28 protein-coding genes and 2 pseudogenes are annotated in these 24,991 nt (G+C 69.9%); 12 read left to right on the forward strand and 18 right to left on the reverse strand.

Annotated elements, in window-relative coordinates; all coding sequences use genetic code 11:
* Positions 1-26: 26 nt before the first annotated feature.
* A complete protein-coding gene (locus tag DFJ69_RS00480; RefSeq protein ID WP_211328455.1) occupies positions 27-422 on the forward strand; it encodes a hypothetical protein in 396 nt (131 codons plus the stop codon).
* Positions 423-758: 336 nt separating this feature from the next.
* Here DFJ69_RS00480 and DFJ69_RS00485 read toward each other — a convergent pair whose 3' ends face one another.
* The 3 genes from DFJ69_RS00485 to DFJ69_RS34000 form a co-directional block, all read right to left on the reverse strand.
* Positions 759-1,808 (reverse strand): CU044_5270 family protein, encoded by a 1,050-nt coding sequence (locus DFJ69_RS00485; protein ID WP_116020644.1) that lies wholly within the window; start codon positions 1,806-1,808, stop codon positions 759-761.
* Complete coding sequence (locus tag DFJ69_RS00490; protein ID WP_116020645.1) at positions 1,808-2,401, reverse strand: RNA polymerase sigma factor; 594 nt, start codon at positions 2,399-2,401, stop codon at positions 1,808-1,810. Before DFJ69_RS00490 ends, DFJ69_RS00485 begins: the two co-directional genes overlap by 1 nt.
* 631 nt (positions 2,402-3,032) lie before the next feature.
* A complete protein-coding gene (locus DFJ69_RS34000) occupies positions 3,033-3,197 on the reverse strand; it encodes a hypothetical protein (protein WP_170177490.1) in 165 nt (54 codons plus the stop codon).
* Between the two features lie 273 nt (positions 3,198-3,470).
* Here DFJ69_RS34000 and DFJ69_RS00495 point away from each other — a divergent pair, with 273 nt between their 5' ends.
* Positions 3,471-3,704 carry an alpha/beta hydrolase family protein gene (locus DFJ69_RS00495; RefSeq protein ID WP_211328456.1) on the forward strand — a complete coding sequence of 78 codons (234 nt, stop codon included), beginning with the start codon at positions 3,471-3,473 and terminating at the stop codon, positions 3,702-3,704.
* 739 nt (positions 3,705-4,443) lie between these two features.
* Here DFJ69_RS00495 and DFJ69_RS00500 read toward each other — a convergent pair.
* The 3 genes from DFJ69_RS00500 to DFJ69_RS00510 all read right to left on the reverse strand — a co-directional run bounded on the left by DFJ69_RS00500 (position 4,444) and on the right by DFJ69_RS00510 (position 6,038).
* Positions 4,444-4,974, reverse strand: a complete 531-nt coding sequence (locus DFJ69_RS00500; RefSeq protein WP_116020647.1) for a hypothetical protein — start codon at positions 4,972-4,974, stop codon at positions 4,444-4,446.
* A gap of 190 nt (positions 4,975-5,164) precedes the next feature.
* Entirely contained in the window at positions 5,165-5,578 is a 414-nt protein-coding gene (locus DFJ69_RS00505) for a spore-associated protein A (RefSeq protein WP_245973891.1), read from the reverse strand.
* 52 nt (positions 5,579-5,630) lie between these two features.
* Positions 5,631-6,038, reverse strand: a complete 408-nt coding sequence (locus DFJ69_RS00510) for a spore-associated protein A (protein WP_211328457.1) — start codon at positions 6,036-6,038, stop codon at positions 5,631-5,633.
* A 336-nt stretch (positions 6,039-6,374) separates the two neighbouring features.
* Here DFJ69_RS00510 and DFJ69_RS00515 point away from each other — a divergent pair, with 336 nt between their 5' ends.
* A complete protein-coding gene (locus tag DFJ69_RS00515) occupies positions 6,375-6,608 on the forward strand; it encodes a hypothetical protein (protein ID WP_116020648.1) in 234 nt (77 codons plus the stop codon).
* A gap of 52 nt (positions 6,609-6,660) precedes the next feature.
* Here the strand turns inward: DFJ69_RS00515 and DFJ69_RS00520 are convergent, their stop codons facing one another.
* Positions 6,661-7,557: an oxidoreductase gene (locus tag DFJ69_RS00520; protein WP_116020649.1), complete on the reverse strand. Its 897-nt coding sequence runs from the start codon at positions 7,555-7,557 to the stop codon at positions 6,661-6,663.
* Here DFJ69_RS00520 and DFJ69_RS34780 point away from each other — a divergent pair.
* A complete protein-coding gene (locus DFJ69_RS34780) occupies positions 7,556-8,311 on the forward strand; it encodes a helix-turn-helix domain-containing protein (RefSeq protein WP_245973893.1) in 756 nt (251 codons plus the stop codon). The genes DFJ69_RS00520 and DFJ69_RS34780 overlap by 2 nt on opposite strands.
* 99 nt (positions 8,312-8,410) lie before the next feature.
* Here DFJ69_RS34780 and DFJ69_RS36390 read toward each other — a convergent pair.
* The 9 genes and pseudogenes from DFJ69_RS36390 to DFJ69_RS00555 all read right to left on the reverse strand — a co-directional run.
* Positions 8,411-8,587 (reverse strand): annotated as a pseudogene (locus DFJ69_RS36390) (SUMF1/EgtB/PvdO family nonheme iron enzyme); the annotation flags it as partial.
* Positions 8,545-8,850 carry a formylglycine-generating enzyme family protein gene (locus tag DFJ69_RS36395; RefSeq protein ID WP_425453414.1) on the reverse strand — a complete coding sequence of 102 codons (306 nt, stop codon included), beginning with the start codon at positions 8,848-8,850 and terminating at the stop codon, positions 8,545-8,547. The gene DFJ69_RS36395 and the pseudogene DFJ69_RS36390, both read right to left, overlap by 43 nt.
* A 763-nt stretch (positions 8,851-9,613) precedes the next feature.
* Positions 9,614-10,006, reverse strand: coding sequence for a serine hydrolase (locus tag DFJ69_RS00530; protein ID WP_116020651.1), 393 nt, complete (start codon positions 10,004-10,006; stop codon positions 9,614-9,616).
* Positions 10,007-10,093: 87 nt separating this feature from the next.
* Positions 10,094-10,609 carry a serine hydrolase gene (locus DFJ69_RS35195; RefSeq protein WP_281275787.1) on the reverse strand — a complete coding sequence of 172 codons (516 nt, stop codon included), beginning with the start codon at positions 10,607-10,609 and terminating at the stop codon, positions 10,094-10,096.
* Between the two features lie 46 nt (positions 10,610-10,655).
* Positions 10,656-10,916: pseudogene (locus DFJ69_RS36400) on the reverse strand (hypothetical protein); the annotation flags it as partial.
* Positions 10,917-10,931: 15 nt separating this feature from the next.
* Positions 10,932-11,570, reverse strand: coding sequence for a hypothetical protein (locus tag DFJ69_RS00540; RefSeq protein WP_116020653.1), 639 nt, complete (start codon positions 11,568-11,570; stop codon positions 10,932-10,934).
* An 845-nt stretch (positions 11,571-12,415) separates the two neighbouring features.
* Positions 12,416-12,793 (reverse strand): VOC family protein, encoded by a 378-nt coding sequence (locus DFJ69_RS00545; RefSeq protein ID WP_116020654.1) that lies wholly within the window; start codon positions 12,791-12,793, stop codon positions 12,416-12,418.
* Positions 12,790-13,089 carry a DUF1905 domain-containing protein gene (locus DFJ69_RS00550; RefSeq protein ID WP_116020655.1) on the reverse strand — a complete coding sequence of 100 codons (300 nt, stop codon included), beginning with the start codon at positions 13,087-13,089 and terminating at the stop codon, positions 12,790-12,792. Before DFJ69_RS00550 ends, DFJ69_RS00545 begins: the two co-directional genes overlap by 4 nt.
* Positions 13,086-13,847, reverse strand: coding sequence for an ArsR/SmtB family transcription factor (locus DFJ69_RS00555; protein ID WP_116020656.1), 762 nt, complete (start codon positions 13,845-13,847; stop codon positions 13,086-13,088). The genes DFJ69_RS00550 and DFJ69_RS00555 overlap by 4 nt, the downstream gene beginning before the upstream one ends.
* A 109-nt stretch (positions 13,848-13,956) precedes the next feature.
* Between DFJ69_RS00555 and DFJ69_RS00560 the strand changes: the two genes are divergently transcribed.
* The 7 genes from DFJ69_RS00560 to DFJ69_RS00590 all read left to right on the forward strand — a co-directional run bounded on the left by DFJ69_RS00560 (position 13,957) and on the right by DFJ69_RS00590 (position 22,203).
* Positions 13,957-14,793: an isocitrate lyase/PEP mutase family protein gene (locus DFJ69_RS00560; RefSeq protein WP_116020657.1), complete on the forward strand. Its 837-nt coding sequence runs from the start codon at positions 13,957-13,959 to the stop codon at positions 14,791-14,793.
* A gap of 197 nt (positions 14,794-14,990) precedes the next feature.
* Positions 14,991-16,610 (forward strand): carboxylesterase/lipase family protein, encoded by a 1,620-nt coding sequence (locus tag DFJ69_RS00565; protein WP_116020658.1) that lies wholly within the window; start codon positions 14,991-14,993, stop codon positions 16,608-16,610.
* A 114-nt stretch (positions 16,611-16,724) separates the two neighbouring features.
* On the forward strand, positions 16,725-17,306 hold the full coding sequence (locus DFJ69_RS00570) for a CGNR zinc finger domain-containing protein (RefSeq protein ID WP_116020659.1): 582 nt from the start codon (positions 16,725-16,727) through the stop codon (positions 17,304-17,306).
* On the forward strand, positions 17,303-17,872 hold the full coding sequence (locus DFJ69_RS00575) for a GNAT family N-acetyltransferase (protein ID WP_211328460.1): 570 nt from the start codon (positions 17,303-17,305) through the stop codon (positions 17,870-17,872). Before DFJ69_RS00570 ends, DFJ69_RS00575 begins: the two co-directional genes overlap by 4 nt.
* A 240-nt stretch (positions 17,873-18,112) precedes the next feature.
* The gene (locus DFJ69_RS00580; protein WP_116020661.1) at positions 18,113-19,885 is read left to right on the forward strand and encodes a DEDDh family exonuclease; all 1,773 of its coding nucleotides are present in this window, start codon (positions 18,113-18,115) and stop codon (positions 19,883-19,885) included.
* A gap of 153 nt (positions 19,886-20,038) precedes the next feature.
* Complete coding sequence (locus DFJ69_RS00585; RefSeq protein ID WP_116020662.1) at positions 20,039-20,860, forward strand: SAM-dependent methyltransferase; 822 nt, start codon at positions 20,039-20,041, stop codon at positions 20,858-20,860.
* Positions 20,861-21,627: 767 nt separating this feature from the next.
* Positions 21,628-22,203, forward strand: a complete 576-nt coding sequence (locus DFJ69_RS00590; protein ID WP_170177493.1) for a TetR/AcrR family transcriptional regulator — start codon at positions 21,628-21,630, stop codon at positions 22,201-22,203.
* Positions 22,204-22,334: 131 nt separating this feature from the next.
* On the opposite strand, the gene DFJ69_RS00595 is transcribed toward DFJ69_RS00590, so the two are convergent.
* Both DFJ69_RS00595 and DFJ69_RS00600 read right to left on the reverse strand, forming a co-directional pair.
* Positions 22,335-23,429, reverse strand: a complete 1,095-nt coding sequence (locus tag DFJ69_RS00595; protein ID WP_116020664.1) for a winged helix DNA-binding domain-containing protein — start codon at positions 23,427-23,429, stop codon at positions 22,335-22,337.
* A gap of 29 nt (positions 23,430-23,458) precedes the next feature.
* Entirely contained in the window at positions 23,459-23,881 is a 423-nt protein-coding gene (locus DFJ69_RS00600) for a VOC family protein (RefSeq protein WP_116020665.1), read from the reverse strand.
* Between the two features lie 99 nt (positions 23,882-23,980).
* Between DFJ69_RS00600 and DFJ69_RS00605 the strand changes: the two genes are divergently transcribed.
* Positions 23,981-24,964, forward strand: a complete 984-nt coding sequence (locus tag DFJ69_RS00605) for a helix-turn-helix transcriptional regulator (protein WP_116020666.1) — start codon at positions 23,981-23,983, stop codon at positions 24,962-24,964.
* Positions 24,965-24,991 lie beyond the last annotated feature (27 nt).

Here is a 24,991-nt window from a genome sequence, read left to right on the forward strand (position 1 = left end):
CGCTCACGGGAAGGGATACTTCGTTGTTGAAGCATTGGAGCGCGCGCGCCGCGCTGGTGGGCGGCGCGGTAACCACGGTGATCATGGCCGGCGCGGGGATCGCCCAAGCCGACGACACCTGGCTGATCCTGTCCGATCGAGACGGCCGCCAGATCGGCCACATGGTCCACCTCGACCCCGACCCGGACCGTTTCCGGATCTGCGACGACCAGCGCGACGGCTACGGCGTCACCGGCACCGTCTACCGATGGAACGGCGTCGGCCAGACCGGCTACTGGCAGAGCCTCGAATCCGCGACCGACGGCAGCGACGCCGGCTGCGACACGATCAGCGTCTCGATCACGAACTACCTGCATTACCGCATGGTGCTCTGCTGGGACGGCCCCGGCGACATCTGCACCCGCGTGAACTTCGACGAGTAGACCCCTCGCGCATCCCGTTACCCCCCGCCCGCCGGCAGCGGGAGAACGAGCGCGTCGGAGAACGGGGGCCTCCGCCCGGAACTCCCCGGCCCCTTCCGCCAACCGGAGCGCAGATACCAGTCGTACGGCTGCCCTCCGATCACGGCCGCAAGGGTGGCCAAACGCTCGGCACGTCCGTTCAGCAACGCGTCGAGCGGTTCATTCTGGGATGGATTGCGTGACCATGCGTTCGAGGGCGGCCGGTCCCGCCGCGCCCACTGCCGGGCGTGGCGGGCCGGTGCCGGATGAGGGTCGCGTGGCGCCACGGCCCTCCCGCGTTCCTCTCCGGCGGATCGTTCAGCCGCCGGATGCGGCCGGGCAGGTATATCCGGAGGTGGACACCCCCGCCGGAAGATCGTCGACGACCGACGTTTTGGTCACGGCGACGTCCGCGGTCGTGGTTCCGGGGGGCGGGGTGTTGCCGGTGCCCGTCCACACGCTGCGATGGCCGAGAAGACGGTAGGTCTTCGCGTCAAAGATCAGGTCCTCGCGCTCGCCGGGCCGGGCATCGAAGGTCACCGCGAGTCCCGGGCGCCCGGCGGCGTCGGTGGTGCCGCCGGTCAGGCGCGCTCCCTTGATCTGGCGAGCGACCGTGAACAGCGCCGCCTGGACCTTGGCGGGCGTCGGCGCGGAGGCCAGCGCTGCGAGGTTGGTCCACACGGCCTGGTCATGGCTGAGCTCCGCTCGCTGCCCGGCGTTCACGCTGTCGGCCAGGGCGCTGCGCAGCGGCGCCGGATCGGTGGGCAGTTTCGAGTGCGCGGCGTACGGCGCGTTCGGCTCGGTGGGCCGAGAGGCGCACGGCAGGAACCGCCCGCCCGTGTCTATGCGCGCTAGCTGCAATGCCCGGGAGGGCACCTTCCCACCTGGCAGCGGCACGAGCCCGAGCAATGTGGTCCGGCGATAGACCGGTACCGCGCCATCCGCGCGTCGCCACTCCTCGTATCGCACCTTGCGGAACCAGGAGGCATTGTCGTCGTCTTTGCCCGTCGCCAGCTCCAGCACGGTCGACTCTCGATACACGAACTGGCCGGGGCGCGGATCGATGTCGCGCCCGTCGCCCGCCGCCGCGGCGGCCCGGGTGAGCAGCTCGGCGGCGTCGGCCGGCGCCGGACCGGGACCGTTCCCGCCCGGCAACACGACGATGCCGGCGGTCGCCGCCGCGACGAGCCCGCCCGCCACCGCCGTCCTGGTGACCCACACACGCCGTGGCCTGCGCGCACGGACGCCGTCCGGCCGTTCCCCGGACGAGGTCTCCACCAGGAGCCGTTCCCGCACCGCGGCCAGCCGAGCGGCGCCGGGCTCGGCGGCCTCGCTCCACAACTCCCGCACCTCATGCAGGTCGTTCATCACGTGATGTCTCCCTTCTGGTCATGGACGGAAGTCGGATCCACTCCGCCGAGCGCCCGCTTCACCTTTGTCCGAGCTCGGTGCAGACGGGATCGGACCGTCCCCACCGGCAGCCCCAGAGCGTCGGCGACCTGCTCGTAGGACAGGTCCGCCCACGCCACCAGCAGCAACACGTCCCGGTCCCGGGACGGCAGTTCCGCGATCGCCCGGGCGAGCCGGCGCCCGCTCATCTGGGCGCTCACCCGCTCGACCGCCCGCTCGGCGACGCCGTCGGCCACGTCCGGCAGCACTCCGGTACGGACGAACGTCCGATAGCGGCTCACCTCGGCGCGTCGATGCCTGCGGATGAGATTGGAGGCGATTCCGTACAGCCATGGCAGCGCCTCGGCACGACCGAGGTCGTAGCCGGCCCGCCGCCGGAACGCCACCAGGAACGTCTCGGCGACGATGTCGTCGGCCTCGCCGTCCCCCAGCCTGCGCGCCGCGTACCGATGCAATCGCGCGCCGTACCGGTCGAACAGCACGGCGAACCGCTCCGGCTCCCGCCAGGAACGCTCGATCTCCTCGGCGTCACTGCTCGGCGAAACCTCCACGACAGCGGTTCTTGAGTTGCTCTTCACATACCGGCCCTCCTCGATCGGCGGCGACAACACCCCTCTTTGCCAACCGGCCCCAAGAAGGTTCACGCCCACGCTCTCAACCCCGAACAACCCCTGGTCGTGAGGACCGGCCGGGCGCAGGTCCCGCCCTGTCCGGGCGGGTCGCTGCGCTGGGCACGGCCGCCGTCACCATGACGGGTCACCATCACCCGGAACGGCCGCTCACGGCTGCACGTACACCGGCCGGCGCGGCGACCCGGTGCCGTGCCGGAGTCCGTCGAGCCCCTCGCCGTCGTCCTCTGCCACTGTCCCCGGAGACCGGGTGACCGGAGAGCCCAGGGGGTTGACCCTGCCTGGCGATCGGGCTAGAGCGGGTCCCCGCCGAGTTCGTCTCGCACGGCGACTCGAAGCCGCCTGCGGAGTTCAGCGGTGGCTTCGCGGGATGCGGGGGTGCCTTCACGGGCCTCGGCGTCGAAGGCGTCCATCCACTCCTCGGCGATTCGGCCACGCGTTCGCTTCCGAACGTCTCGACTCCGATCAGCACGTCGATCGTCCAGTCGATGCGCTTGGCCCAAGGCCACAGCTCGTCGAAATGCTGAAGGCTTTCCTGGTCATCCCGCGCCACCTAATCGGCCCGCTTGATCACCAGCTCGGTGTAGCGCAGGAAGGCGAAGTAGTCGTCCCTTCGTTCCTTGAACAGACGCGCCCGCTCCTCGGCCAGGTGGCCCCGCTCGACCACGCGCTCGGCATGGACGCGGCTCTGGGCATCGGCGAGCCAGGTGAAGCCCACTCCTACGGCGCCGCAGGCGCCGGTAACGACAGTTGCGACCCACTCCCACGGGCATCTGGGCATCGTCTCGCCCAATGCCCGTCTCTATGAGGCGTTCGCCTGGATTCGTCCCGTCCGGCCGCGAACGACGCGCACCCGGCGGGCTGGACTCCCTGGCTGCCGCCGTCGGGGGCGTGCGGGTCGGTGACACATCATGGCGACCCCGGTGACCTGCGGTGACCGACTTAGAGTTGCTCTACCTACATCTTGCTTCCGGCTCCCGCTCCACCCTCGGTGACCATCCCCATCGCCCACGGCGCCAACGACCCCCGAGTGCCCCGCCGAGAGGCCGAGCAGATCGTCGAGGCCCTCCGCAAGAACGGCGTCGACCACGAGTTCCGGCTGTTCGACGACGAGGGCCACCAATTCGGCAAGCCGCACAACCGGCTGGCCTTCTACGCCGCCGCCGATCGCTTTCTCGCCACCCATCTCGGCGGCCGCCACGAACCCGAACCCACCACGCCCTAGGACGGCCCCATGCCCTTCCACCGCCTGGACACCCGCCCCCGGGAAACCCCCGACCCCCCTGTCAGCCCGCACCCACCCGACCCCCCGAACCCGAGGCCCCAGCGCGGACTGATCCACCGCAACAAATGCAAGAGCCCCCTCCCGATAACGGAAGGGGGCTCTCACCGGCGTCGAGGTGGCGGGATTTGAACCCACGACCTCTTCGTCCCGAATAAGGTCTACCGAAGCCTCTGACCTGTGAGTTTCACAAAATCCCAGGTCAGAGGCGTGGCGTCACCTCTTCTAACCGGGTCTGACCCGGTCTGGCCAAGCCGTGCCTCCCACAGATTGCCCCACCAAGCGGCATGGCGCGGGGCAGCCCGACTCGGCGCAGCTTCCCTGGCCGCCTGCCGGCCTGGAACTGCATGGCCTGTGCGCCACCGCGATGGGCGGACAGCACAGCGATGCCGCTGAGACAGGCCGGTGTCAGCGTGCCCTTCGCTCCACAGCATCCGACACACCTCGGCGACTCAGTCGTGACTGACGCCGGCCGGCGCGGGCTTACCCCCGCTGTTGCACAGCGACGTGACCCCTATGGGGGGTTCCATCTGCGCACCGACCGGCGCCCAGGACCTCACCGACCTCCCGGCCGCATGGCAAGGGCGGTCGGTGCCCGGTGCCACGAGCGTGAGGTCCGCCGAGCTCGGCGGACGCGAGCGGCGAGAGACCGGCCGGGAACGGGTCGGCGGCCGCTCGACGCCTAGTAGATCAGCGGTGATCCGACCAGGCTGTTGGTGAAGGTGCCCTCTCCATCGTTGTTGAAGTTGTAGGTGAAGTAGCCGTCGGCCGACCAGTCGTATGACGAATCGTAGTCGTAGGCGGTGCCCACCGAGCACGTCTCCTCTCCATTCCAGGTGGAATTGACTTCATCGGTGAAGTCGCAGGTCGCGTACGTGAGTACCGTATCGTTGGAGCTGCCGTTAAGGCGGCGTTCCATGCGGACCACGACCTTCAACGAGTCGAGCTTGTGCCCGCTGCCCACGGCGGGAAGGGTGGCCGCGCTCCATCCAAATTTGATCGACGCCCTCATGTTCCCGGAAGTGTCTCGGTGGACGCACGGAATCACCGACGTGTGGAGATCCGTCTTGCCGGGGAGAACGAACGTCAGGTAGTTCTTTTCGACATGGGTCTGGCACAGCGTGACCGCGGTCACGGCGGAGGCCGGGCTCGCCATCGCGACGCCGAGGCACAAGGCGCTAACGGCGCCGACGGTGAGGGTTTTCTTGAGCATTTCGTTCCTTTTCCGCCTTCTGGTGTGATCGCCTGGGAGACCGGTGAGGGGCTCCGGTCGGGTCGGCCCGATGCGAACGCCGGGCGGCGCATTTCTGCAATGGCCCGGTCCCACAACTGCGTGGCGGGACCGGACGGAGCTGCTGCCGGGAGCGGTGGCTCCCGTCTTCCTCCGATGCCGATGCCCGAGATCAGCCGCAGTGGTCGTCCCATCTGACCCATACGTGCACCGTTGGGTCGGGCCAGACGGAGCCGCCCCAGTCGATGCACTCGCTCGGCGCGTACACGTACACCGGCCCGGCGTACTGCGTGTAATAGCCCTCGTCCCGGATCCACTGCGAGTCGCGGGAGCGTTTGATCTGCGCTTTCATGTACTGGCGCGCCCCGGGCCTGTCGGTGACGGCGACGACACAGTTCCAGCCGTTGTTGTACGTCAGGTAGGTCACCCCTTGCCCGGAGTCGAGCTTGTCGATCACGGTGTAACCGGCGCCACAGGCACCGTTGTAATAGGCCGCGGCCTGAGCCGGAGCCGCCGCAGCGCCGACGGCGGCGACCGCCATCACCGCGACCGCGCCGGCGGCTGCCAGGGTTCGGTTGGTGCGCACGAGACCTCCTTGTTCAGCGTGCCGGGGAGGTGATATCGCAGAGGCGGGCACCTCAGCCGCAGTGATCGTTCCATCTGATGACAGAACTCGATATGACCCTCACCGAACCGCCCCAGTCGATGCACTCGCTCGGCGCGTACACATAGACGGGTCCGGCGTACTGCGTGTAATAGCCCTCGTCCCGGATCCACTGCCCGTCGCGGGAGCGTGCGATCATCGCTCTTATGTACTGGCTCGTCCCAGGGGTGTCGGTGACGGTGACGGCACAGTTCCAGCCGTTGTTGTACGTCAGGTAGGTCACCCCTCTATAGACATCGAGTTTGTCGATCACCGTGTAACCGGCGCCACAGGCACCGTTGTAATTTGTCGCGGCCTGAGCCGGAGCCGTCGCAGTGCCGACAGCAGCGACCGCCATCACGGCGGCCGCGCCCCAGCCCGTCCACGTGCGTACCAGGTGCATGAGATTCCCTCCCATGAATACCGCTCGAGGTCCTGTCAGCGAGGTGTCACCACCGGTCGGCCCAAGCGTCAGCCGGGAGACTGCTCACTTTCCAGGCCGGCTCCTGCTCACTTCTTGTTCACCGGGGTCAGGGCGAACCCGGCCGGGCCCGGCGAACGCGAGGCCGAGCCGGCACAACCGGCCGCTTGGGCTAGGCGCCGAGACGAGTCGTCCCAGGTCGTCGACTCCTTCAACGCCTGGACGGTCTCGTCTCGGCGGGGCTGCCGGTGGCCGAGGTGCTGGAGGAATGGCGCGACGCGAACGCCGAGACTCGAAGGCGGATGCGCGGACGCGACGTTGCCGACCCTGTCGGGGCCCTATCCGGTGGGCGCACAGACCGTCCGCTACTCCTCGGAGGAGCCGGCGACGCACGCCAACGACATCGCCGTGCCGGTCGGCCCCGGTGAGGAGTCAGGCCGGTCGTCTTGGCGCGGCCGCGTCGGTGTCTTCGCGTTGGGTGAGACCGACTCGTCCGCCGAGGTCGCGGAGACGGGCGACGGTTGCGGGTACTGCTGGACGGCGGTTCCGTAAAGTTGTCCCGACGTGACTTCGTCGACGCCGGCACCGCACGTCCGCCGGACGATCACCCGCTGCCGCCGGCCCTCCGCGACCCGTTGCCCTGCTCTGCCCAGAGGCGGTCGAGGTCGGCGAGATCCTCTTGTGTGAGGGTGATCGCGGAGGCGGCCATGTTCTCCTCCAGATGGGCGAGGGAGGACGTGCCGGGGATGGCGAGGACGGCCGGTGAGCGCGCCAACAGCCAGGCCAGCATGATCTGGGCGGCGGTGGCGTCGTGTCGGGCGGCCACCTTCGTGAGGCGTGCGTCGTCGGGCACCCCGAACCCGCCGAGCGGAAAGTACGGCACGTAGGCGATGCCCTGCCGGGCGCACGCGTCGAGCACCGCGTCGTCCTCGGGGGCGATCACGCTGTACCGGTTCTGGACGGCGGCGACGGGAGCGATCGTCTGCGCCTCCACGAGGTGGGCGGCGTTGACGTTGCTCACGCCCAGATGCCTGATCAGCCCCTCCTCACGGAGCCCGGCCAGGACGGCGAAGCGTTCCGCGAGGGACTCGTTCGGGGGGCCGTCGATGCCGCCGATCCGCAGGTAGACCAGGTCGAGGCGGTCGAGGCCGAGTTCCCGGAGGTTCTGTTCGACGAGGTCGCGGAGGTCGCCGGGGCCGGCCTCCGCGAGCCACTGCCGGTCCGGTCCCCGCCGTGGGCCGACCTTGGTGGCGATGACCAGGCCCTCGGGGTAGGGGTGCAGCGCGGCGTGGATGAACTCGTTGGCCGCCAGGTCCCCGAAGGCGTAGAACGAGGCGGTGTCGATGTGGTTCACGCCCAGCCCGACGGCGCGGCGCAGCACCGCCAGTGCCGTGTCCCGGTCTCCGGGCGGGCCTTGCAGTCCTCGTGCGGGGAGCCTCATCGCGCCATAGCCCATCCGGCGGATCCGGAGGTCTCCCCCGAGGGTGATCTCGTTCGTCATGGTCCCCAGCCTGCTGCGGAACGTCGACGCGGACGAGCCGGTGGCAGGTTGCTGCCAGATCGCGGAGACTGGGAGGACGATGACCGACGATCTGGACCGCAATGTGGTGCTGCGCGGCGAGCGGGAACTCATCGAACGGGCCGGGCCGCTGTTCCTCGGGGCCCGCGAGGAGTTCGCCTGCGCCGCTGCCGACTTGAACACCTGGGCGATGCCCGGCCTCCGCGAGCGGATCGTCGCGGAACGGCGGCAGAGCACGCCCGATCTGCCGGTCCACAAGCTGTACGGCCCGGGCGCCCTGGCCGACGAGGAGTCCGAGCGGCGGCTGGTCGGGCTCGCCGCCCGGGGCGTACGGATCCGGATCTGCCCCAACCCGTTGCCGCACGAGACGATCATCATCGACCGGCGGGCGGCGGTGTTGGCCGGGCCGCCGGTCCAAGGGGTGCGCACCTACACCGTGGTCCGCTCCCCCGGCGTCGTTCAAGGCCTCGCGTCGCTGTTCAGGGCGACCTGGGAGACGAGCGCGGACCTGGAGGAGTTCCGCCGATCCCGGCCGCCGGCGCTGTCACAGGAGGGCCACCGCATCCTGGCGGTGCTCGGCGAGGGGCTCAAGGACGAGGCCGCCGCCCGCCGGCTCGGCCTCTCGCTGCGCACCTACCGACGCCGGGTCGCCGAGCTGATGACGCAGTTGGACGCCGGGACGCGCTTCCAGGCGGGGCTTCGGGTGCGGGGTCTGGGGGCCGGCCCGCCGGAATGATCTCCTCCCGGCACAGACGGAACCCGATGTCGGCGGCCAGATGGTCGCCCCCCTGACCGGCCCGCCGTCCCCCGAGGGGCGCGACATCCGGAACAACACGGTGACGACCTCCGCGCAGTCCTTCGATGAGCCGCCTCGGAGGACCCTTTCGGCGTCCGGCGGCAGGGGCGGGGCGTCCGGCAGGTAGCCCTGCGCGTCGTACCGGCTGGACCTCCACTCCCACACCGAGCCGGTCATCGCGTACAGGCCGTAGGCGTTGGGCGGCAGGGACCGCATCGGCAGGATGGAGCACTCGTCGAAGCGGCCGAAGTCGCAGCGGTCGGCGGTCGGCGGCGCGTCACCCCAAGGGGGCGGCGGCCGGCGAGCCCGCCGCGCGCGGCACGTTCCCACTCGGCCTCGGTGGGCAGCCGGCAGCGGACGCGGTCGGTGCTCAGCCGGGCGCACAGGGCCTCGGCGTCCTGCCAGGAGACCGAGACCATGGGCTTGGTGTCGTAGCGGTAGGGGCGGTTCGGGTCCTCTCGCGGCGGGGTGCCGAACAGCTCGCTCGCGTCGACCTCCCCCCGGCGGGAGAGCCACTTCTGCCCGACCGCGTGGACGTGCCAGTCGACAGGCCCGCACCCGTGACCGGGAGTACGGCTTCTTCAACCTCCGCAGCGTCGGCAACTGGCACATGAGGGAACTGCTGGATCCGGGGTTCGACGCGCAGGTCATGCTGCCACCAGACAACCTGACCACCCGACGTGGAGCATCACCACCGGTATCCTTCCCAAGATCCAGGTCGAGAAGAAGGACGACGTGATCGCCCGGCTGGGCCGGTCTCCGGACCGCGGGACGCGGCTGTGATGGCGTTCGCCGCCGAGTTGTTGGCGGTCGGCCGCCGCGTCCACTCACCGGCCCGCACCCTCGCAGCACCGACCCGGGGCCTGGCCGACGGATGTATACGTAGATACACGAGACGTACTCCTTCCAGACCAACACCGGAACCGGCTCACTCGATAGCCCCGAGAGTGTCGGCGTGCCCCCTGACCGAAGATGCGGCAGGGACACCTGAGTCCGTTCGTGGCGGCATCTGAAGTTGGGGGCCGGACTTGTGCGGTCGTGGCGGCTTGACGTCCCGTGATTTCGCCGGAGTGGCCGTCGTGGGCCGGGATGGCGACGTGGTGTGAGCCTCCGCCCGGCCGCCCTGCGGCCCTGCGGTGTGATCTTGGTGGTTCGCTGCGGGCTGTGGGGTGTGACCGTCGAGCCGTGGCTCGACGGTCACCGTGCTTCTGTTCGTTTCGTGGTTCTCGGGGTTGGGCCCTCTCAGCAGGTGGCCGTGGATGTGGTGGGGCTCAGGATGATGTTCCTGATGCACACGCCGAGGGTCCTCGCCCTGTTGGTGTCCAACATCCTGGTGCTGTTCATCAGGACGGCGATGGTGATGTTCTGGTCGGGGTGGATCTCCAGGTAGGACAAGGCGCCGGGGTTCTGCCTCCCGGTCTTGGTGGCGATGAGGCGACCGGGGATGGTGGAGTCCATCTCCCAGCCGTAGGCGTAGGGGTTGGTGGTGTCGGGCGGGGTCCACATGGTGGTCTGGGAGGTCGGGGAGATGATCTCGTTCCGAGCGAGCTTGTCACCGAAGCGGGCCAGGTCGACGACCGTCGATTCCAGGCCGCCGCCCAGGGTCTTCCAGTCCTCGATGTCGCTGGACCACATTGTTGCCGGAGTCGTACTGGATCATGCGGCGGACGGCGGTGTCGCCGAGGTCCGACGGCCGGAGGGTCTCCAGCTCGTGAGGCGTGGTCAACCAGTCGCGCACCAGTGCCTGATGTTCCCGGCCTCGGCGGCGGCCTCCAGGGCGGCGCCCAGCAGCGTGTAGCCGTGCGTGGAGTAGTGGTAGGTCGGCGGGGTGCACACCAGGTCGTCGTTCCAGAACATGCGGGACGCGTCCAGGGCGCTCGCGTACGGCATGTCATCCCAGGTCTCGCCATCGTCGTCGTAGTCGCGGACGCAGCCGCGGTTGCTCAACAGTTGGCCGATGGTGTGGGCGTGCTCTGTGGGCATCGTCGGCACGTAATTGCGCGTGGGGGTGGACAGGTTCACCTCGTCCGCTTCGACCATCTTCATGGTCAGGACGCCGGCGACGGCCTTGCTGACCGAGGCGGAGGTCACCGACGTGACGGCTGTCCATCGGGATGTCGCCGGCCCTGTCGGCCCGGCCGAAGCCGCGCTGGTACCTGGAGACGCCGTTCTCGTAGACGGCGACGCTGACGCCGGGGATCCCGGACGTACCGAGCTCCGCTTGGATCCGGGTGTCAACGCGCCTCTTGTAGGCTCGGTTGAAGCGCGTGGAGTTCTGCCGCCAGACGGCGGCGTAGCGGGTTCCGACCGGTGTCTCGTACCGATCGAAGGCGACCACGCGGTAGCCCTCGTCGCTCAGCCGGTTCCAGTTGTCGGTGAGCTGCTTGCGGGTCATGTCGCGGTACATGCCCCAGCTCCGATTGTTGCGGTTGCGCACCCAGATCCCGGTGTACCGCTGGCCGTTCGCCGTCGGGGTGGAGTTGAGACCGAGCATCCGGAAGCCCGCGTTCTCGTCGAACTTGTCCGACACCTCCTGTTCCGACATGTTGGTTTCCAGACGTCAGTCCAGGTTCTCGGTGTTCTCCACCCAGACCGCCGCCCAGCGCACACCCGCCGAGGTCACGTACTGGTCGATGTCGATGGGCATGCGCGGTTGCCCCGACACGCTCTGCTGTTGCGTGTTGAACGTGTCGAGGGTCTGCTCGTCCATGTCCCGTCGGGAGGCCCAGTCCAGCCCCTCGATGTTCTCGACCCAGACCCCGGCGTACCGGCGCTCGCCGTCCACCAGGTAGCTCTCCTGGTCGACCAACCGCATGCCGTCGGCGACCGCGTCATCCCACGCGAGGCCGAAGGCCGTCCCGTCCAGGTCGCGTTCGAGTCTCCAATCGCGGCCGTCGGTATTCTCCTGCCACACCGAGCCGACCCGGTAGACCGTCCCGTTGGACTCGATGTCGAGGTCGACGATCATGTACCCGGCGGCCTTGTACTCGTCGAATGAGCCGGACCCGACCGGAGGGTCGAACTGCTGGGCCGTCTGGTCATAGAGGAAGACCGACCGCACATTGTCCGGGTCGAAGACCGCCGAAGGCACGCCCGGCACCGCCCGCGCCGGCACGACCCCCAACGACATGCCGACGGCCGGCCCGACGGTCAGGGCGGCGACCCTGTGGGGTCTCCACGACTTGAACGAACGTCTCATGGACCGCTCCTCGATCGCGCGAGGGACGTGATCTTCCCCGTCCCGACCACGGTGCGATCAAGAACTGCACACCCTCCAGACCGTTCTCTGCTCACTTCCTGATCACCCCATCGGCTGGGCCGACGCCCGCTGAATCCCAGCCGTGCCCTAAAACCCGACCGCTCGGCATGATCGCTCCGTCGACAATGAGAGACAAGAACCGGCAAACCACGGCCGCCGGTGTCAGGGCGCCGTCGCGAGGTGCACGCATGGCGATGAGGCGCTCGCCGACGACATGCGGCTGGTCGACCAGGAGAGCTACCTGGTGGACGGCGAGCGCAGGTACGCCGGCGCATGTTCTTCGAGCAGCGTGATGTCCCTAAGGTGCGTGCCGGGGTCTCTCAAGTCGTCGTACAGTTGCCCCATCACGCATTGCCCTCACCTCCAACACTTTCATGGTTGAGCGCACACTGGCGGAATTGGAAGGAGCGTCGGTTGTCAGCACTGCCGGGTGGTTGATTCTTCACCTTTTTGACAGATTTCGTAGTACTGCGAGGCTCCGTTTCGGGCAGTGGATCACTCAGTGACGGCGGCTTCTTGACCAGCGCTTCCAGCTCGTCCGCTCTCAAACGGGGGTTAGAATAGGGGGCCAACAAGGGCCACCCGGTCACAGCAGGTCATCGAAGGTCTCGGACATTGGTCCGGGGCCTTTTCGTTGTCGCGCGGACTTGGTGTGCTGGGCGAAGAACGCCACCCTGTCCTGAGCCGCTGTGCCGGCTGACGCGCATGGCGTTTGAGGGCCTCGGCGAAGTCCTTGGGGGACTTCCAGGGTGCGGTGGGGCTGGCCGGTCTTGGTGGCGAACGTGTCAGGACTCGGTGATGGAGAAGGCGTTGCCGTCGGGGTCGCGGAAGGCGAACATCGGCGGCACGCCGGGCCATGTGAGGACCTCGTCGGTGTCGACGCCGGCGTCGGTGAGGGCGGCGTGCGCCGCCGCCGCGTCGTCGGTGGTGAACCGGATCATGATCGGGCCGCGGCCGACGTCCGCGGTGGCGTGGTCCAGCGTGACCACGACGCCGTCCTCGTCGCCGGGCGCGAGTTCGATCCACCGCCCGGTCGGGATCGGCCCGTCGCGCAGCACGGTGAAGCCGAGCGTGTCGACGTAGAACCGCAGCGCCCGTTCCTGGTCGGTGACGGGCACGCTGACGGTGCGGACACCCGTGATGACCTTCGCCGGGGCGGTCATCGCGCGATCCGCTCGTCGAGGGTGACGGTGACGGTGTCGCCGGCCCGCTTGCCGATGCGGGCGCGGGTGTCGGCGGTGAACGCGAGCTTGTGCGTGCCGTCGCCGAGCGCCATGAACGAGCCCTGGAACGGCTCGCCGTCGACCCGGCCCCGGACCTTGACCAGGCCGCGGGTGCCGAAGAACTCGGCCGAGCCGGGCATCACGACATAGGTCCAGCCGCCCTTGTTCGGGCTCTTGCGCAGCGTCGCGGTGAACGTCTTGTCCAGCGTCGTGCCGGTGTCGGTGCGTGCGGTCATGATGATTCGCCTCCGTACATGAGTGAGCCGGGTGTGGTGAGCTCCGTGCCGGTCTCCAGCCAGGTCTTGAGCCCGGACAGGATCATCGGCCAGCCGCCGTAGAGGTGCTCGTCGGCGTCGACGGCGAGCCCGTCGTGCCGGACGACGAGCCGGCAACTGTCGCCGACCTGCTCGATCTGCCAGGTCACCCGGCTGGTGCCCTGGGCGGCGATGTCGTCGTCCCAGATGGCGTGGTAGGTCTGCACGAGCCGCCGGGGCGGGTCGACCTCGAGGTTCTCGCCCTCGATCAGCCCGCCGGCCCCTCCGTGGGTGACCCGGTAGGCGGAGCCCGTGTTCCAGTCCGATTCCACGCGGGCGCCGAACTGGAACCGCGCCCGCGTCTCGGGATCGGTGATCGCCTGCCACAGCCGTTCCGGCGTGGTGCGGATGAAGATCTCGAACACCTTCTCCACGCGTGCCTCCAGATGTCGTTTCAGGTCGACGAGGCCGGCGGCCCACGTCTCGGTGTACTTGCCGACCCAGCGGTCATGGACGAGGCGGATCGGCACGGGGTTCAGGAAGTGCAACTTTTCCCTGCCCCGCCGCTCCGACACGACCAGGCCGGCCTCCTCGAGCAGACGAAGGTGCTTGGCCACGGCGACCCTCGTCATCGCGAACCGGGCCGCCAACCCGTTCAACGACTGCCCGTCCCGCCGGAACAGCTCGTCGAGCAGCTCCCGGCGCGTCGGATCCGCCAATGCCTTGAACACCTTTTCCACACCACCCACCATAGGAAACCATTTGGTTTCATGTCAACCGTCGAAGCGCGCCGACCAGGGCCCGAGGGCCGCACAACGGACGGCCGGCCGGAACCTTAGAGTGGCGGCCATGACCGACGAACGACGCCGCGAGCAGGCCTCCGCGTTCCTGGCCCTGCATCACGGCCCCGAACCGCTGGTGATCCCCAACGTGTGGGACGGCGGCTCCGCGCGGATCATGGAGCAGGCGGGGTTCCCCGCCCTGGCGACCACCAGCGCCGGCATCGCCTTCAGCCACGGAGTCCCGGACGGGGCCCTGGATCGTCGGGCGATGACGGCCCGGATCGCGCAGATCGTCGCCGCGACCGACGTGCCGGTCACCGCCGATCTGGAGTCCGGGTACGGCCCCGACCCCGACGACGTGGCCGAGTCGGTCGCCGAGGCCGTCGCGATCGGCGTGGTGGGTGTCAACCTCGAGGACATCCTGCCCGGCGCGCCCACCCTGCTGGACGCCGCGCGGGCGGCCGAACGGATCGGTGTCGCGCGCCGGATCGCCCCCAAGGGCACGTTCGTGCTGAACGCCCGCACCGACACCTACCTGGCCGGGACGCCCGACCCGTTCGCCGAGACGCTACGGCGCGCCGAACGGTACATCGACGCCGGCGCCGACTGCATCTTCGTCCCCGGCGTCGATGATCTGGACACCATCGCCGCGCTGGCCGACCGCATCCCCGCTCCCCTGAACATCGTCGCCGGCCTCACCGGCGCATCCAGGACCGTGGCGGAGCTGAGCCGGGCGGGCGTCGCCCGCATCACCATCGGCGGAAGTCTGGCCCGCGCCGCCCTCGCCACCATCGAGACCGCCGCCCGCGACATGTACGACCGGGGGACCTTTCCCTTCGCCGCGACCGCCCTCTCCCACGCCGACGTCCAACAAAGGTTCAACCGGCCCCGCGTTCAGGGATGAACGCGGTCGTGTACGAGAGCCGCCCTCCACATCGCCGTGATCTACGAGTGGCTGCGGCTCCTGTGAGGTCGGACCCTGGTTGTGGGCCGGCTGACAAGACTCCGCCGTTCGGTTGTGACTTGATGTGTCGTGTGATGTGAGTCGCATCTCTCGGTGAGCTGCTCGGGGTGGCTCCTCCTCTGCCTGAGGAGAACGGAATGGCTCAGCGGTTCATGGGTCGTCTTCTCGTTGCGGTGGCGCTGGCATGTCCGGTCGTGTGCTCCGGGGCACCGTCGCCGGCCGCGTCCGAGGCGGGCGTTCCGGGCGATCCGGCGCTGGTGAGGATCGAGACGGGGGATCTGCGCGGCGAGGCGACGCAGGGCCATCGACAGTTCCTGAACATCCCTTACGCCGCGCCGCCGATCGGTGAACTGCGGTGGAGGGCGCCACGGCCGGCCGCCGTCTGGAACGGGGAACGCGATGCCACCGGGCGCGCTCCGTCCTGTCCGCAGCCGGGGCTGCTGGGCGCACCGCCGTCCGGCGTCGAGGACTGTCTCTATCTGAACGTCTACACGCCTCCCGACGCCGCCGCCGGGGCCGACCTTCCGGTGATGGTCTGGGTGCACGGCGGCGGGTTCACCCTGGGCAACGGCGCGGACTACGACTCCCGGGCGCTGGCCCCGATGGCCGACGCCGTCGTGGTCACCATCAACTATCGGCTGGGCGCGCTCGGGTTCTTGGCGTTGCCCGAGTTGAAGGCCGAGGGACCGGGGCTCAACCATGGTCTGCAGGACCAGCAGGCGGCGTTGCGGTGGGTGCAGCGCAACATCGGGCGGTTCGGGGGCGACAAAGCGCGGATCACGCTCTTCGGCGAGTCCGCCGGGGGCATCAGCACCTGTCTGAACATGGTGTCGCCGACCGCCGAGGGCCTGTTCCACCGGGCGGTCATGCAGAGCGGGACCTGCTCCATCCCGCTGTTCGACACTCGAATCGACACCGCGTACCGCAAGGGACACCAGGCTGCGGCGAAGGTCGGCTGCGCGGACGGGCCCGAGCGGCTCGCGTGCCTGCGTGCCAAGCCGTACAGCGAATTGGTCGACGCGATACCGATCGGCGGTGTGGTCGAGAGCCTCACCGGCTTGTGGGGGCCCGTCGTCGACGGCGTGCTGCTGCCCGATGACCCGATGAAGCTGGTCAAGGCCGGGCGGCTCGCCGAGGTCCCCGTCATCGGCGGCGTGAACCGGGAGGAGGGCAACTTCGTCACCGCCCTCATGTTCGACGGCACGCTCGGCCGGCCGCCCACAGAGGCCGAGTATCGGGCCGCGGTGATCGAGCTGTTCGGCCCGACCGCCGGCCGGACCGTGCCGGCCGTCTATGCCTCGGCACGGTACGGATCGCCCGGCCAGGCTCTGTCGGCGGTGTACACCGACGCCCTCTTCAGTTGCCACACCGACCGGTTCATCCGCGCCGCGACACGGCACACACCCACCTACGCCTACCAGTTCAACGACCCGCAGGCGCCGAGCCCGTTGCCCATCCCCGGTCTGCGGCTCGGCGCCGCCCACGCGGCCGAGATCCCGTACCTCTTCAACCCCCACTGGGACCGGTTCGACGGCGGGCAGCGGGCGCTCGCGCACCAGATGATCCAGTACTGGGCCCGGTTCGCCGCCACCGGCCGGCCCGACGACCCGGGTCTACCCGCCTGGAGCCGCTACCGAAAGGCCGCCACCTCCTACCGAGAACTACAGCCGGGTGGCCTACCCGGGACGTCCAGCCGCAGCGCCTTCCGATTCCAGCACCACTGCGCCCTCTGGGACCGGCTCGAGAACCTGCCCTGACCGGCCCGTCATCAGGACGGACGCGTGAGGTCGCGCCTTCTTCCGCGAGCCCGTGGAGGAGGTCGCTCCTCGGCTCAATGCTGACGGTTGCAAGACTCTGCTACCGTCAGAACCATGGACGTTCCGGATTTTCCGATCCTCGGCTCGGAGCCCGTGGCGGTGGAACTGGCGAACACCCTCTACGGCAGCGGGGCACGGCAGGTCGACTTCCTGCGGTCGCCGGAGTGGATCGACCTGTGGTTCTCGCTCGTCGGGGCCGAGCACGGCCTCATGGTCACGGCCGGCCTGGGCCGTGACGCCCCGCGTGTGCGGGAGCTGCGGGACTGTGTCCGTCATCTGCTGTCGGCGGCCGCCGGGGCGCGAGCGCCCGACCCGCGCATGGTCGATCTCCTCAACGAGTACGCCACCGTCGTACCGACGCATCCGCGACTCGAATGGGCCACCGACGGCACGCGCCTCCGTCGGAACGTCGATCTCGCGACCGGCGACGCCGCCGTCCTCGGCCGCATCGCCGCCGACTGCATCGCGGTGCTGACCGCGCCGCCCGCCCGGTCCCCGCGGCGATGCACGGGACCGGGCTGCTCGATGCTCTACGTCAAGAACCATTCGCGACGCCGCTGGTGCCATCCCTCGTGCGGGCACCGCGATCGCCAGGCCCGCTACCACCGCCGCCGACACGCTTCCGGGACACCATGATGATCACCTGGCGCCGAGTCCACGAGCGGGACTTCCCGCTGCTCGGACAATGGCTCGCACAGCCCCACGTGGCCCGCTGGTGGAACCAGGAGCACTCGATCGAGGCCGTGACCCGCGACTTCGGCCCCTCCGCCGCGGGCCTTGATCCCACCGAGGATCACCTCGCCCTCCTGGACGGACGGCCGTTCGGCCTGGTTCAGCGCCTTCGGCTGGCCGACGAGCCCCGTTACGTGGCGGAGCTGTCCGCGGTGACCGACGTCCCCCCGGGGGCGATGAGCATCGACTACCTGATCGGCGACCTCCGGCATGTCGGCCGGGGCCTCGGCCCGCGCATGATCGAGTCGATGCTGCACAAGATCTGGGACGAACATCCGCAGGCGACCTGCGTCCTGGTCCCGGTGGTGGCGGCCAACCGCCCGTCCTGGCGGGCCCTGGAGAAGGCCGGCTTCACCCGGGTCGCCGAGGGGGACCTGGAGCCGGACAACCCGATCGACGACCGCCTGCACTACATCCAGCGCATCGACCGCCCCGTCCACGGCGTGCGGCGGCCCACGGCGACCGCGTGAACGCCCGCCATCGACAGGTCGTTCTCCTTTCACCGCCGCACTGCACCTCCCGGGACGTCGTCTCAAGGCACCGCGCCATTGTTCGCTGCCACGCGACCTGACGCCCCATGATCGAAGCCGCCGGCGGCATAGGCGGCGAGAGACGAACGATCACCTGCCATCATGGTGACACCATCGCCTTTATCGGGCGAAATCTCCATTTCCCTGCCGGTCGGTGGAAAGCGTGGGATCCTGCCGCGCATGGCTGTGCTCTCGGCGGCGTCGGACGATTTCGACGCACTCACCTATGCCCATGACTGGGCGCTCGTCGATGTCGAGACCTCGGGTCTGCGGCCCGGCCTCCACCGGGTGCTGTCAGTGGCCGTGCTGACCCTCGGGGCGGACGGCGAACCGGTCGAGGAATTCTCCACCCTGCTGGATCCGGGATGTGATCCGGGGCCGGTGCACATTCACGGGCTGACCGCGGAGCGGCTGCGCGGATCCCCCACCTTCGACAAGGTCGCCGAACGAGTTGCGGGCCTGCTCGAAGGGCGGGTGATGGTCGCCCACAATGCGCACTTCGACTACAACTTCCTGGAGCGCGAATTCAGCGGCGCCGGGGTCCGCCTTCCGGTCGAACGGCGGTTGTGCACGCTGGCATTGAACAGGCGCATCGCTCCGCCCACTCCCGACCTGAGGCTCGGCACGCTGGCCGCCCATTACGGCGTGCGGCAACTGCGGGCCCACGATGCGCGCGACGACGTCAGGGTGCTCGCCGGGGTGCTGCGCGGCTCGCTCGCCGGATCGGCCGAACTCGGGCTCCCCCTACCGCTGGTCTCCTGCCCGCCGAAGAACGGCGGCGCCTTCGCCCGGCGGACCCACAAGGTCCCCTGCATGTTCCGGTGCCCGGGGAGGATGGCCGCAGACGGTCCCCTCGTTCAGGGCATGAAGGTGGCCTTCACGGGCGAGACCACGCCGCCGCGCGACGAACTGGAGGCGCAGGCGGCCGACGCGGGCCTGAACGTCATGACCACCGTCAGCCGGTTCACCAGCCTGCTGGTCGCCAACGACCCGCATACGAGCACCGCCAAGGCGCGCCGCGCCGTCTCCGAGGGCGTCCCGATCATCGATGAGGACACCTTCGTGCGTCTGCTGGCCGACGTCCGCCCCGGGGTACGGCACGACGACTCCCCGGCGGACCCCGGGGCCTCTCCCCCGCCGCGGGCGTCGAACCCTTCCCGCGAGGGACGACTGCTGGGCAGGCGGGTGCTCGTCCTCGGCGGCACCCACCCTCGGGCAGCCGCGGCCCGAACCCGTGTCACGGAGTTGGGCGGTGCCGCCGCGGTCAACCTCTCCGCCGGCGTCACCGATGTGGTCGCCCTCCCCGGTGCCGACGACGACCGCCGGATGGGGCGCATCACCGCGCTGGAAGTGCCCGTCCACCGGGAGGACTGGCTCGGCTCCACCGCCGCGGGCCCGCAGTCCATCGCGACCCGAACGGCGCCGGTCGTCCTTCGTCTGGGCGCCGTCATCGACCTGCCCGTCACCGCCGACGCGACGACCTGGACGGTGACCGCGAGCTGGGCCCAGCAGACCGGCTGCGAGATCGACCTGGTCGCCTTTGCGGTCGACGAGGACGACCAGGTCGGATCGGACGACGACTTCGTCTTCTACGGCGCCCCGGACGGTCCCGGCGCGGGTGTGAGGCTGGCCACCGACGGCCCGACCGAGCAGTCGGTCATCGTCGACCTGTCCGTTCCGCCGCCGCAGGTCCGCAGGATCATCGTGGCCGCGGCCCTCGACGGCGAGGCCGCCTTCGGCGACGTCGGGGCCATCGAGATCACCGCGGGGCCCGGTGTCGGCGAGGCGCTGCTGGCCCAGGCCACCCTGGACGCCGCGACCACCGAACGCACCCTGCTGCTCGCCGAGATCTACCGCCGGGGTCCCTCATGGCGGCTGCGCGCGGTCGGCCAGGGCTACGACTTCGGCCTCGCGGAACTCGCACGGCGTCATGGCGTCGACGTGGACGACTGACCCGCCCTCGGGCCCCTCAGGCCCCTGGCGGCGGCTCCAGCGGGACGGACCGGCCGGACCGGCCGGAAAGCCGCGGTTTCGGGGACGTACGGGGTGGTCCGGCCGTAAGATCCCCTCCGAGATGGGCGACATGGGACGGGCGGGGAGCGCGCGATGACGGACGTGACCGAACAACCCGACAAGTGGGCCTCCCGCGGCATCGACATCACCAAGCCCAGCATCGCGCGGGCCTACGACGTCGTCCTGCACGGCAAGGACAACTTCGAGGCCGACCGCGCGTTCGTCGCGCAGATCACCGAGGTCATCCCCGAGATCTACGACGTCGCCGCCCACAACCGCCACATCCTCGGCCGCGGCGTCCGCCACCTGGCCGAACTCGGCATCCGCCAGTTCCTCGACCTCGGCTCGGGCCTGCCCACCGTCGAGAACACCCACCAGGTCGCCCAACGCCACACCCCCGACGCCAACGTCGTCTACATCGACAACGACCCGATCGTCCTGGCCCACGGACGCGCCCTCCTTGCCGAGAACGACCACACCACCGTCGTCACCGCCGACCTGCGCGACCCCGCGACCGTGCTCAACGACCCCAACGTCACCCGACTCATCGACCTGGACCGCCCGGTGGCGGTCCTCCTGGTCGGGATCCTGCACCATCTGCACGACGACGAGGATCCCAAGGGCATCGTCGACGCCTACATGAACGCCGTCCCCTCCGGCAGCCACCTCTTCATCACCCATTTCTGCGCCTCCAGCCCGCAGGCGCGCGACGCCGAGAAGCAATACCTCGCCCTGCTGGGCACCGGCCGTTTCCGCACCATCGAAGAGATCACCGATTACTTCGACGGCCTGCAACTCCTGCAACCCGGCATCGTCCCACTCCCGCTATGGCGCCCCGACGGGCCCGTACCACCCGAGCACGAACTGTCCGTCGGCCAAAAACTCATGTACGGCGGACTCGCCCGCAAGCCTTGAAGCCCCATGCAGCCGATCGCCTTGTGAAGGCCGAGGGCGGCGCTCCGGGAATCCGCATGCACGAGGTGATGGACGGTGCGAGCCGGTTCGCCGACCGTCTCGCCCGCGAGCCTCCCGACCTGGACGCGGGGGCCTAGGCGGCCATTCGACCTGGACGCACGGGCCTAGGCGGCCATTCGCGGCGAGCATCCGGACACGTTCGCCGCGATCGGCGCGGACCTGGTCCGGACGGCCATCGAGTCCACGGGCCGTCGGTTCCTCGAGGGGCCGGCCGCTCTCGGACGCCGGAGCGGGACCGGCCTTCGCCGAACGGGTCGCCGACGCCATCGCGCTGCACCTCAACCCCCGCGTACCCGTGGCCCTCGGTCCGGAAGACCACCTGCTCCACGCCGCGACGCAACTCGACATCGCCGGCATCCGCCTCGGCGACGCCCCCGATCCGCCACGAGGTCGTCGCCCGGCATCCTCGAGACGGCCCGGAGACCATCACCCGATCACTGCGCCACGAGGCGACCGCCCGCCCGCCCGCGTTCCCGGATCGGGACGCTGTGGAGGCCCGGCCCGCCTCTCCTGATCAGGACCGACCCCCTGGACCGGCGGTGATCGGTATCGGTCGGGCCGTGTTCGGGATCATCGCGGCCCGGACCGCGGGCCTGTGTGCCCTGCATCAGTCGCCCGGGAAAGGGGAATAGCCCCGGTCAGCGCCGTTCAGGGCGACGGCCGGAGTTCCACGGGCCGGTTGAACAGTCGCAGGGGAGGTGAGCGAGGTGGCCGATGACGAGGGACTGGTGCTGGACACCGCGACTCGATTGTTCGCCCAACTGGGCTATGACGCCGTCACCGGGCGGATGATCGCGGAGGCCTCCGGCACCGACCTGGGCACGTCGACCAAGCACGACATCTACGTCGCCGTGATGGAGCGCACCATCCGGCGACGCGACGCGTACCTCGAACCGGTCCTGCGCGAGTTCACCCCGGACGCGGACGGCCTGGTGCGGCTGGTCGACGGGTTCCTGGACTTCTCCCTCGCGCACCCGGAGATGCCCTCGCTGTGGATGCACCGCTGGCTGTCCGACGCCCAGGACCTCACCGACTTCGACGAACGGTTCGGCGCGCCCTGGATGAGGGAGGTGGCCGCCCGGGTCGGCCGGGCCGTCCCCCCGCACGTGGACGCCGACCTCACGCTCTGGACCGCCATCTGGACGATCAACTGCTTCGTCCAGGGCGGCCTCCTCGACGCCGAGGGCCGCCGCCCGTCGTCGGACCCACGGGCCCAACAGCGCTTCCGCGAGCACCTCCATCTCGTCCTCCGGCTCATCGCCACCTCACGGCCCGCGACCTGACCGAGCCGACGCCGGAGTCATCGCCCGTGGCCGGCCATCGACCGCCACGCGCGCCCGCCTCCAGGGCGGTCCGGACGTCTTCGTACGTGGCGAAGCGACCATCACTTGCGGTCGGCGTCGGGCCATGGTCGTCAGTCTTGGGTGTCGAGCCGGATGTGCTCGATGTCCTCGTCGAGGAAGGTGGTCAGGTCTTGGGCTTCGGCGTGGACGGCGTCTCGTTCGGAGGCGGTGAGGGGACGTAGGGGGGTGATGTGGAGTCGTCGGTCGCGCACGGTCCAGGTGGCGGCGACGCGTCCGTCGACGAGGACGGCGCGGTGGCCCGCCACGGACAGACCGAGGTGGGGGGCGTCGATGATGCGGCCACGGTCGTGGTAGCCGAGGATGGCGTTGTCGAAGGCCGGCAGGAACCGAACGGGCGCGGGGGTGTCGGGGTGCGGTCGGGGCGCGTCGGGCAGGTCGAGCAGTTCGCGGCCGCGTTCGTCGCGGAAGACGACGAGCTCGTCCCGGGCGGCTTTGATGGCGGCGGGAAGGCCGGCGAGTCCGCACCAGGTGCGGAGGTCCGCGGCGGCGGCGGGCCCGTGGGCGGCGAGGTAGCGGCGCAGCAGTCGCCGCCCGACGGGATCGTCGTCATCGGCGGGCAGGGGGTCGATGTCCCGCCCCAGCCAGGCGGTCAACGGCAGGTTGCGGACGCCGGCGGTCCGGTGCCACAGGCCGCGTGGCGGGAGTTGCACCATGGGAATGAGGGCCGCGACGAGCAGTTCGCCCAAGGCCCGGTGCGGTGGGTCGGGCCAGCGTTCCTCGAGGGCTTGGACGAGTTCCCTCATGGTGCGGGGCCGTTGGTCGGCCATAACCGCGCGACCGGCGGCGGCGACCTCGTCCAGGTCGAGGCCGGCCAGTTCCCGCCGGTAGGTCCCCAGGACTCGCTGCCGCAGCATGCCGTCGTGGCGAGCCCGCCAGGCGAGGGCGTCGTCAGCGGCGACGAGGTGAACGGTGCGGCGCATCAGGTGGGTGCGCACCACCGTACGGCCGATCAGCGCATCGTCCAGTTGCCCGGGCTTGAAGTCGGTCAGGCGAGACCACAGCCCGATGAACGGCTCTTGGGGCTCTTGCGCCTGCATGCCACACAGGTGGGCCACCACCTCCGGCACGGACGCGTCGCCGCGCTCCAGTAGGTGCTGGCGGGCGAGGGTGGCGCGGTTGAGGGTACGGGCGTCAAGGACGGTCATGGCGTTCCCAGATCACGGCTCGGCACGGATCAGCCGTTGTACGCGGCGGCGACGTCCAAGACCCACGTGACGCCGAACCGATCGGTGAGCATGCCGTACAGCGGCGCCCACTGCGCGGGCTCCAGCGGACGCACGATGGTCGAGCCCTCGGCGAGCCTGTGCCACAGGCTGCCGATCTCCTCGGCGTCGTCGCCGCGCACAGAGACGAAGAACGGGTTCTCGCCCTGGTTCCAGGGCGACTGCGAGGGCACGTCGTAGGCCATGACGTGGAAGCCATTGTCGCCGACCACCTCGCCCCACGTGACCCAGTCGGCCTCGTTCTCACTCTGCACGTTGCCGACGTCCTTGTAGGTGACGACGGCGGTGCGGCCACCGAAGACGGACCGGTAGAAGTCCAGCGCCTCACGCGCGGAGCCTCGAAAGTTCAGGTGAGTGGTGGTCGTGACGGACATGCCTGCTCCTAGCCTTCGATGCGAGGGACGAGTGCTCGAGACCCACCATGACACCCATAGAGGACAGGTTGTGTCCTCTACTGAGGGCAGAATGGGGTCATGCAGACCACGTCCTCCCGGCTGCTCTCGCTGCTCTCGCTGCTCCAGACACGCCGCGACCGGTCCGGCGAGGACCTCGCCGAGCGACTTGACGTCACCACGCGCACCGTGCGCCGCGACATCGACCGCCTGCGCGAACTCGGATACCCGATCACGACCGTCAAGGGGCCCGCCGGCGGCTACCGCCTGGAGGCCGGCGCTCACCTGCCGCCCCTGCTGTTCGACGACGACCAGGCCGTCGCCCTGGCCGTGGCGCTGCAGACCGCCGCCGTCGGCACCACCGTCGCCGAGGACGCCATCCGGGCCCTGGCCACCCTCCGCCAGGTCATGCCGCCGCGCCTACGTCACCGGATAGACCTGCTGCGCATCACCGCCGTGCAACCCCCTGGGGCGCGCGACGCCCCCCGAGTCGACGCGCAAATCCTCCTGGACCTGAGCCGAGCCCTCCACGCCCACGAGGAACTGCGCTTCGACTACGGCCCGGCCGACGACCTCCGCCGCACACAGCCCCACCACCTGGTCACCTGGCGTGGGCGCTGGTACCTGGTGGCATGGGACCTCGACCGTGAGGACTGGCGCACCTTCCGCGTCGACCGCATCCGACCCCGTACGCCCACCGGTCCCCGCTTCGTCCCCCGCGAAGTCCCCGGAGCCGATCTCTCCGCCTTCATCACCGGCCGGTTCCGCGGCAACGACGGCACCACCACCGATTGGCCCTGCCGAGGCGAGGTCGTCCTCCATCTCCCCGCCGCCGAGGTCGCCCCCTTCGCCCAGGACGGAATCGTCGAGGAACTCGGCCCCCATCGCTGCCGACTCACCCTCGGCTCCTGGTCATGGACGGGACTCGCCGCCGCCATCGGCCGCTTCGACGCCGGCATCGAAGTCATCGGCCCACCCCGACTGGCCACCGCGTTCGCGGACCTCGCAGCCCGCTACGCCGACGCCGCACGCGTCCCACGGCCGGACAGCGGCCACGCGCCTTGAGGAACGAGAAACACCCGGGGGCGGGCG

The organism is Thermomonospora umbrina, assembly GCF_003386555.1.
GTDB classification, from domain to species: domain Bacteria; phylum Actinomycetota; class Actinomycetes; order Streptosporangiales; family Streptosporangiaceae; genus Thermomonospora; species Thermomonospora umbrina.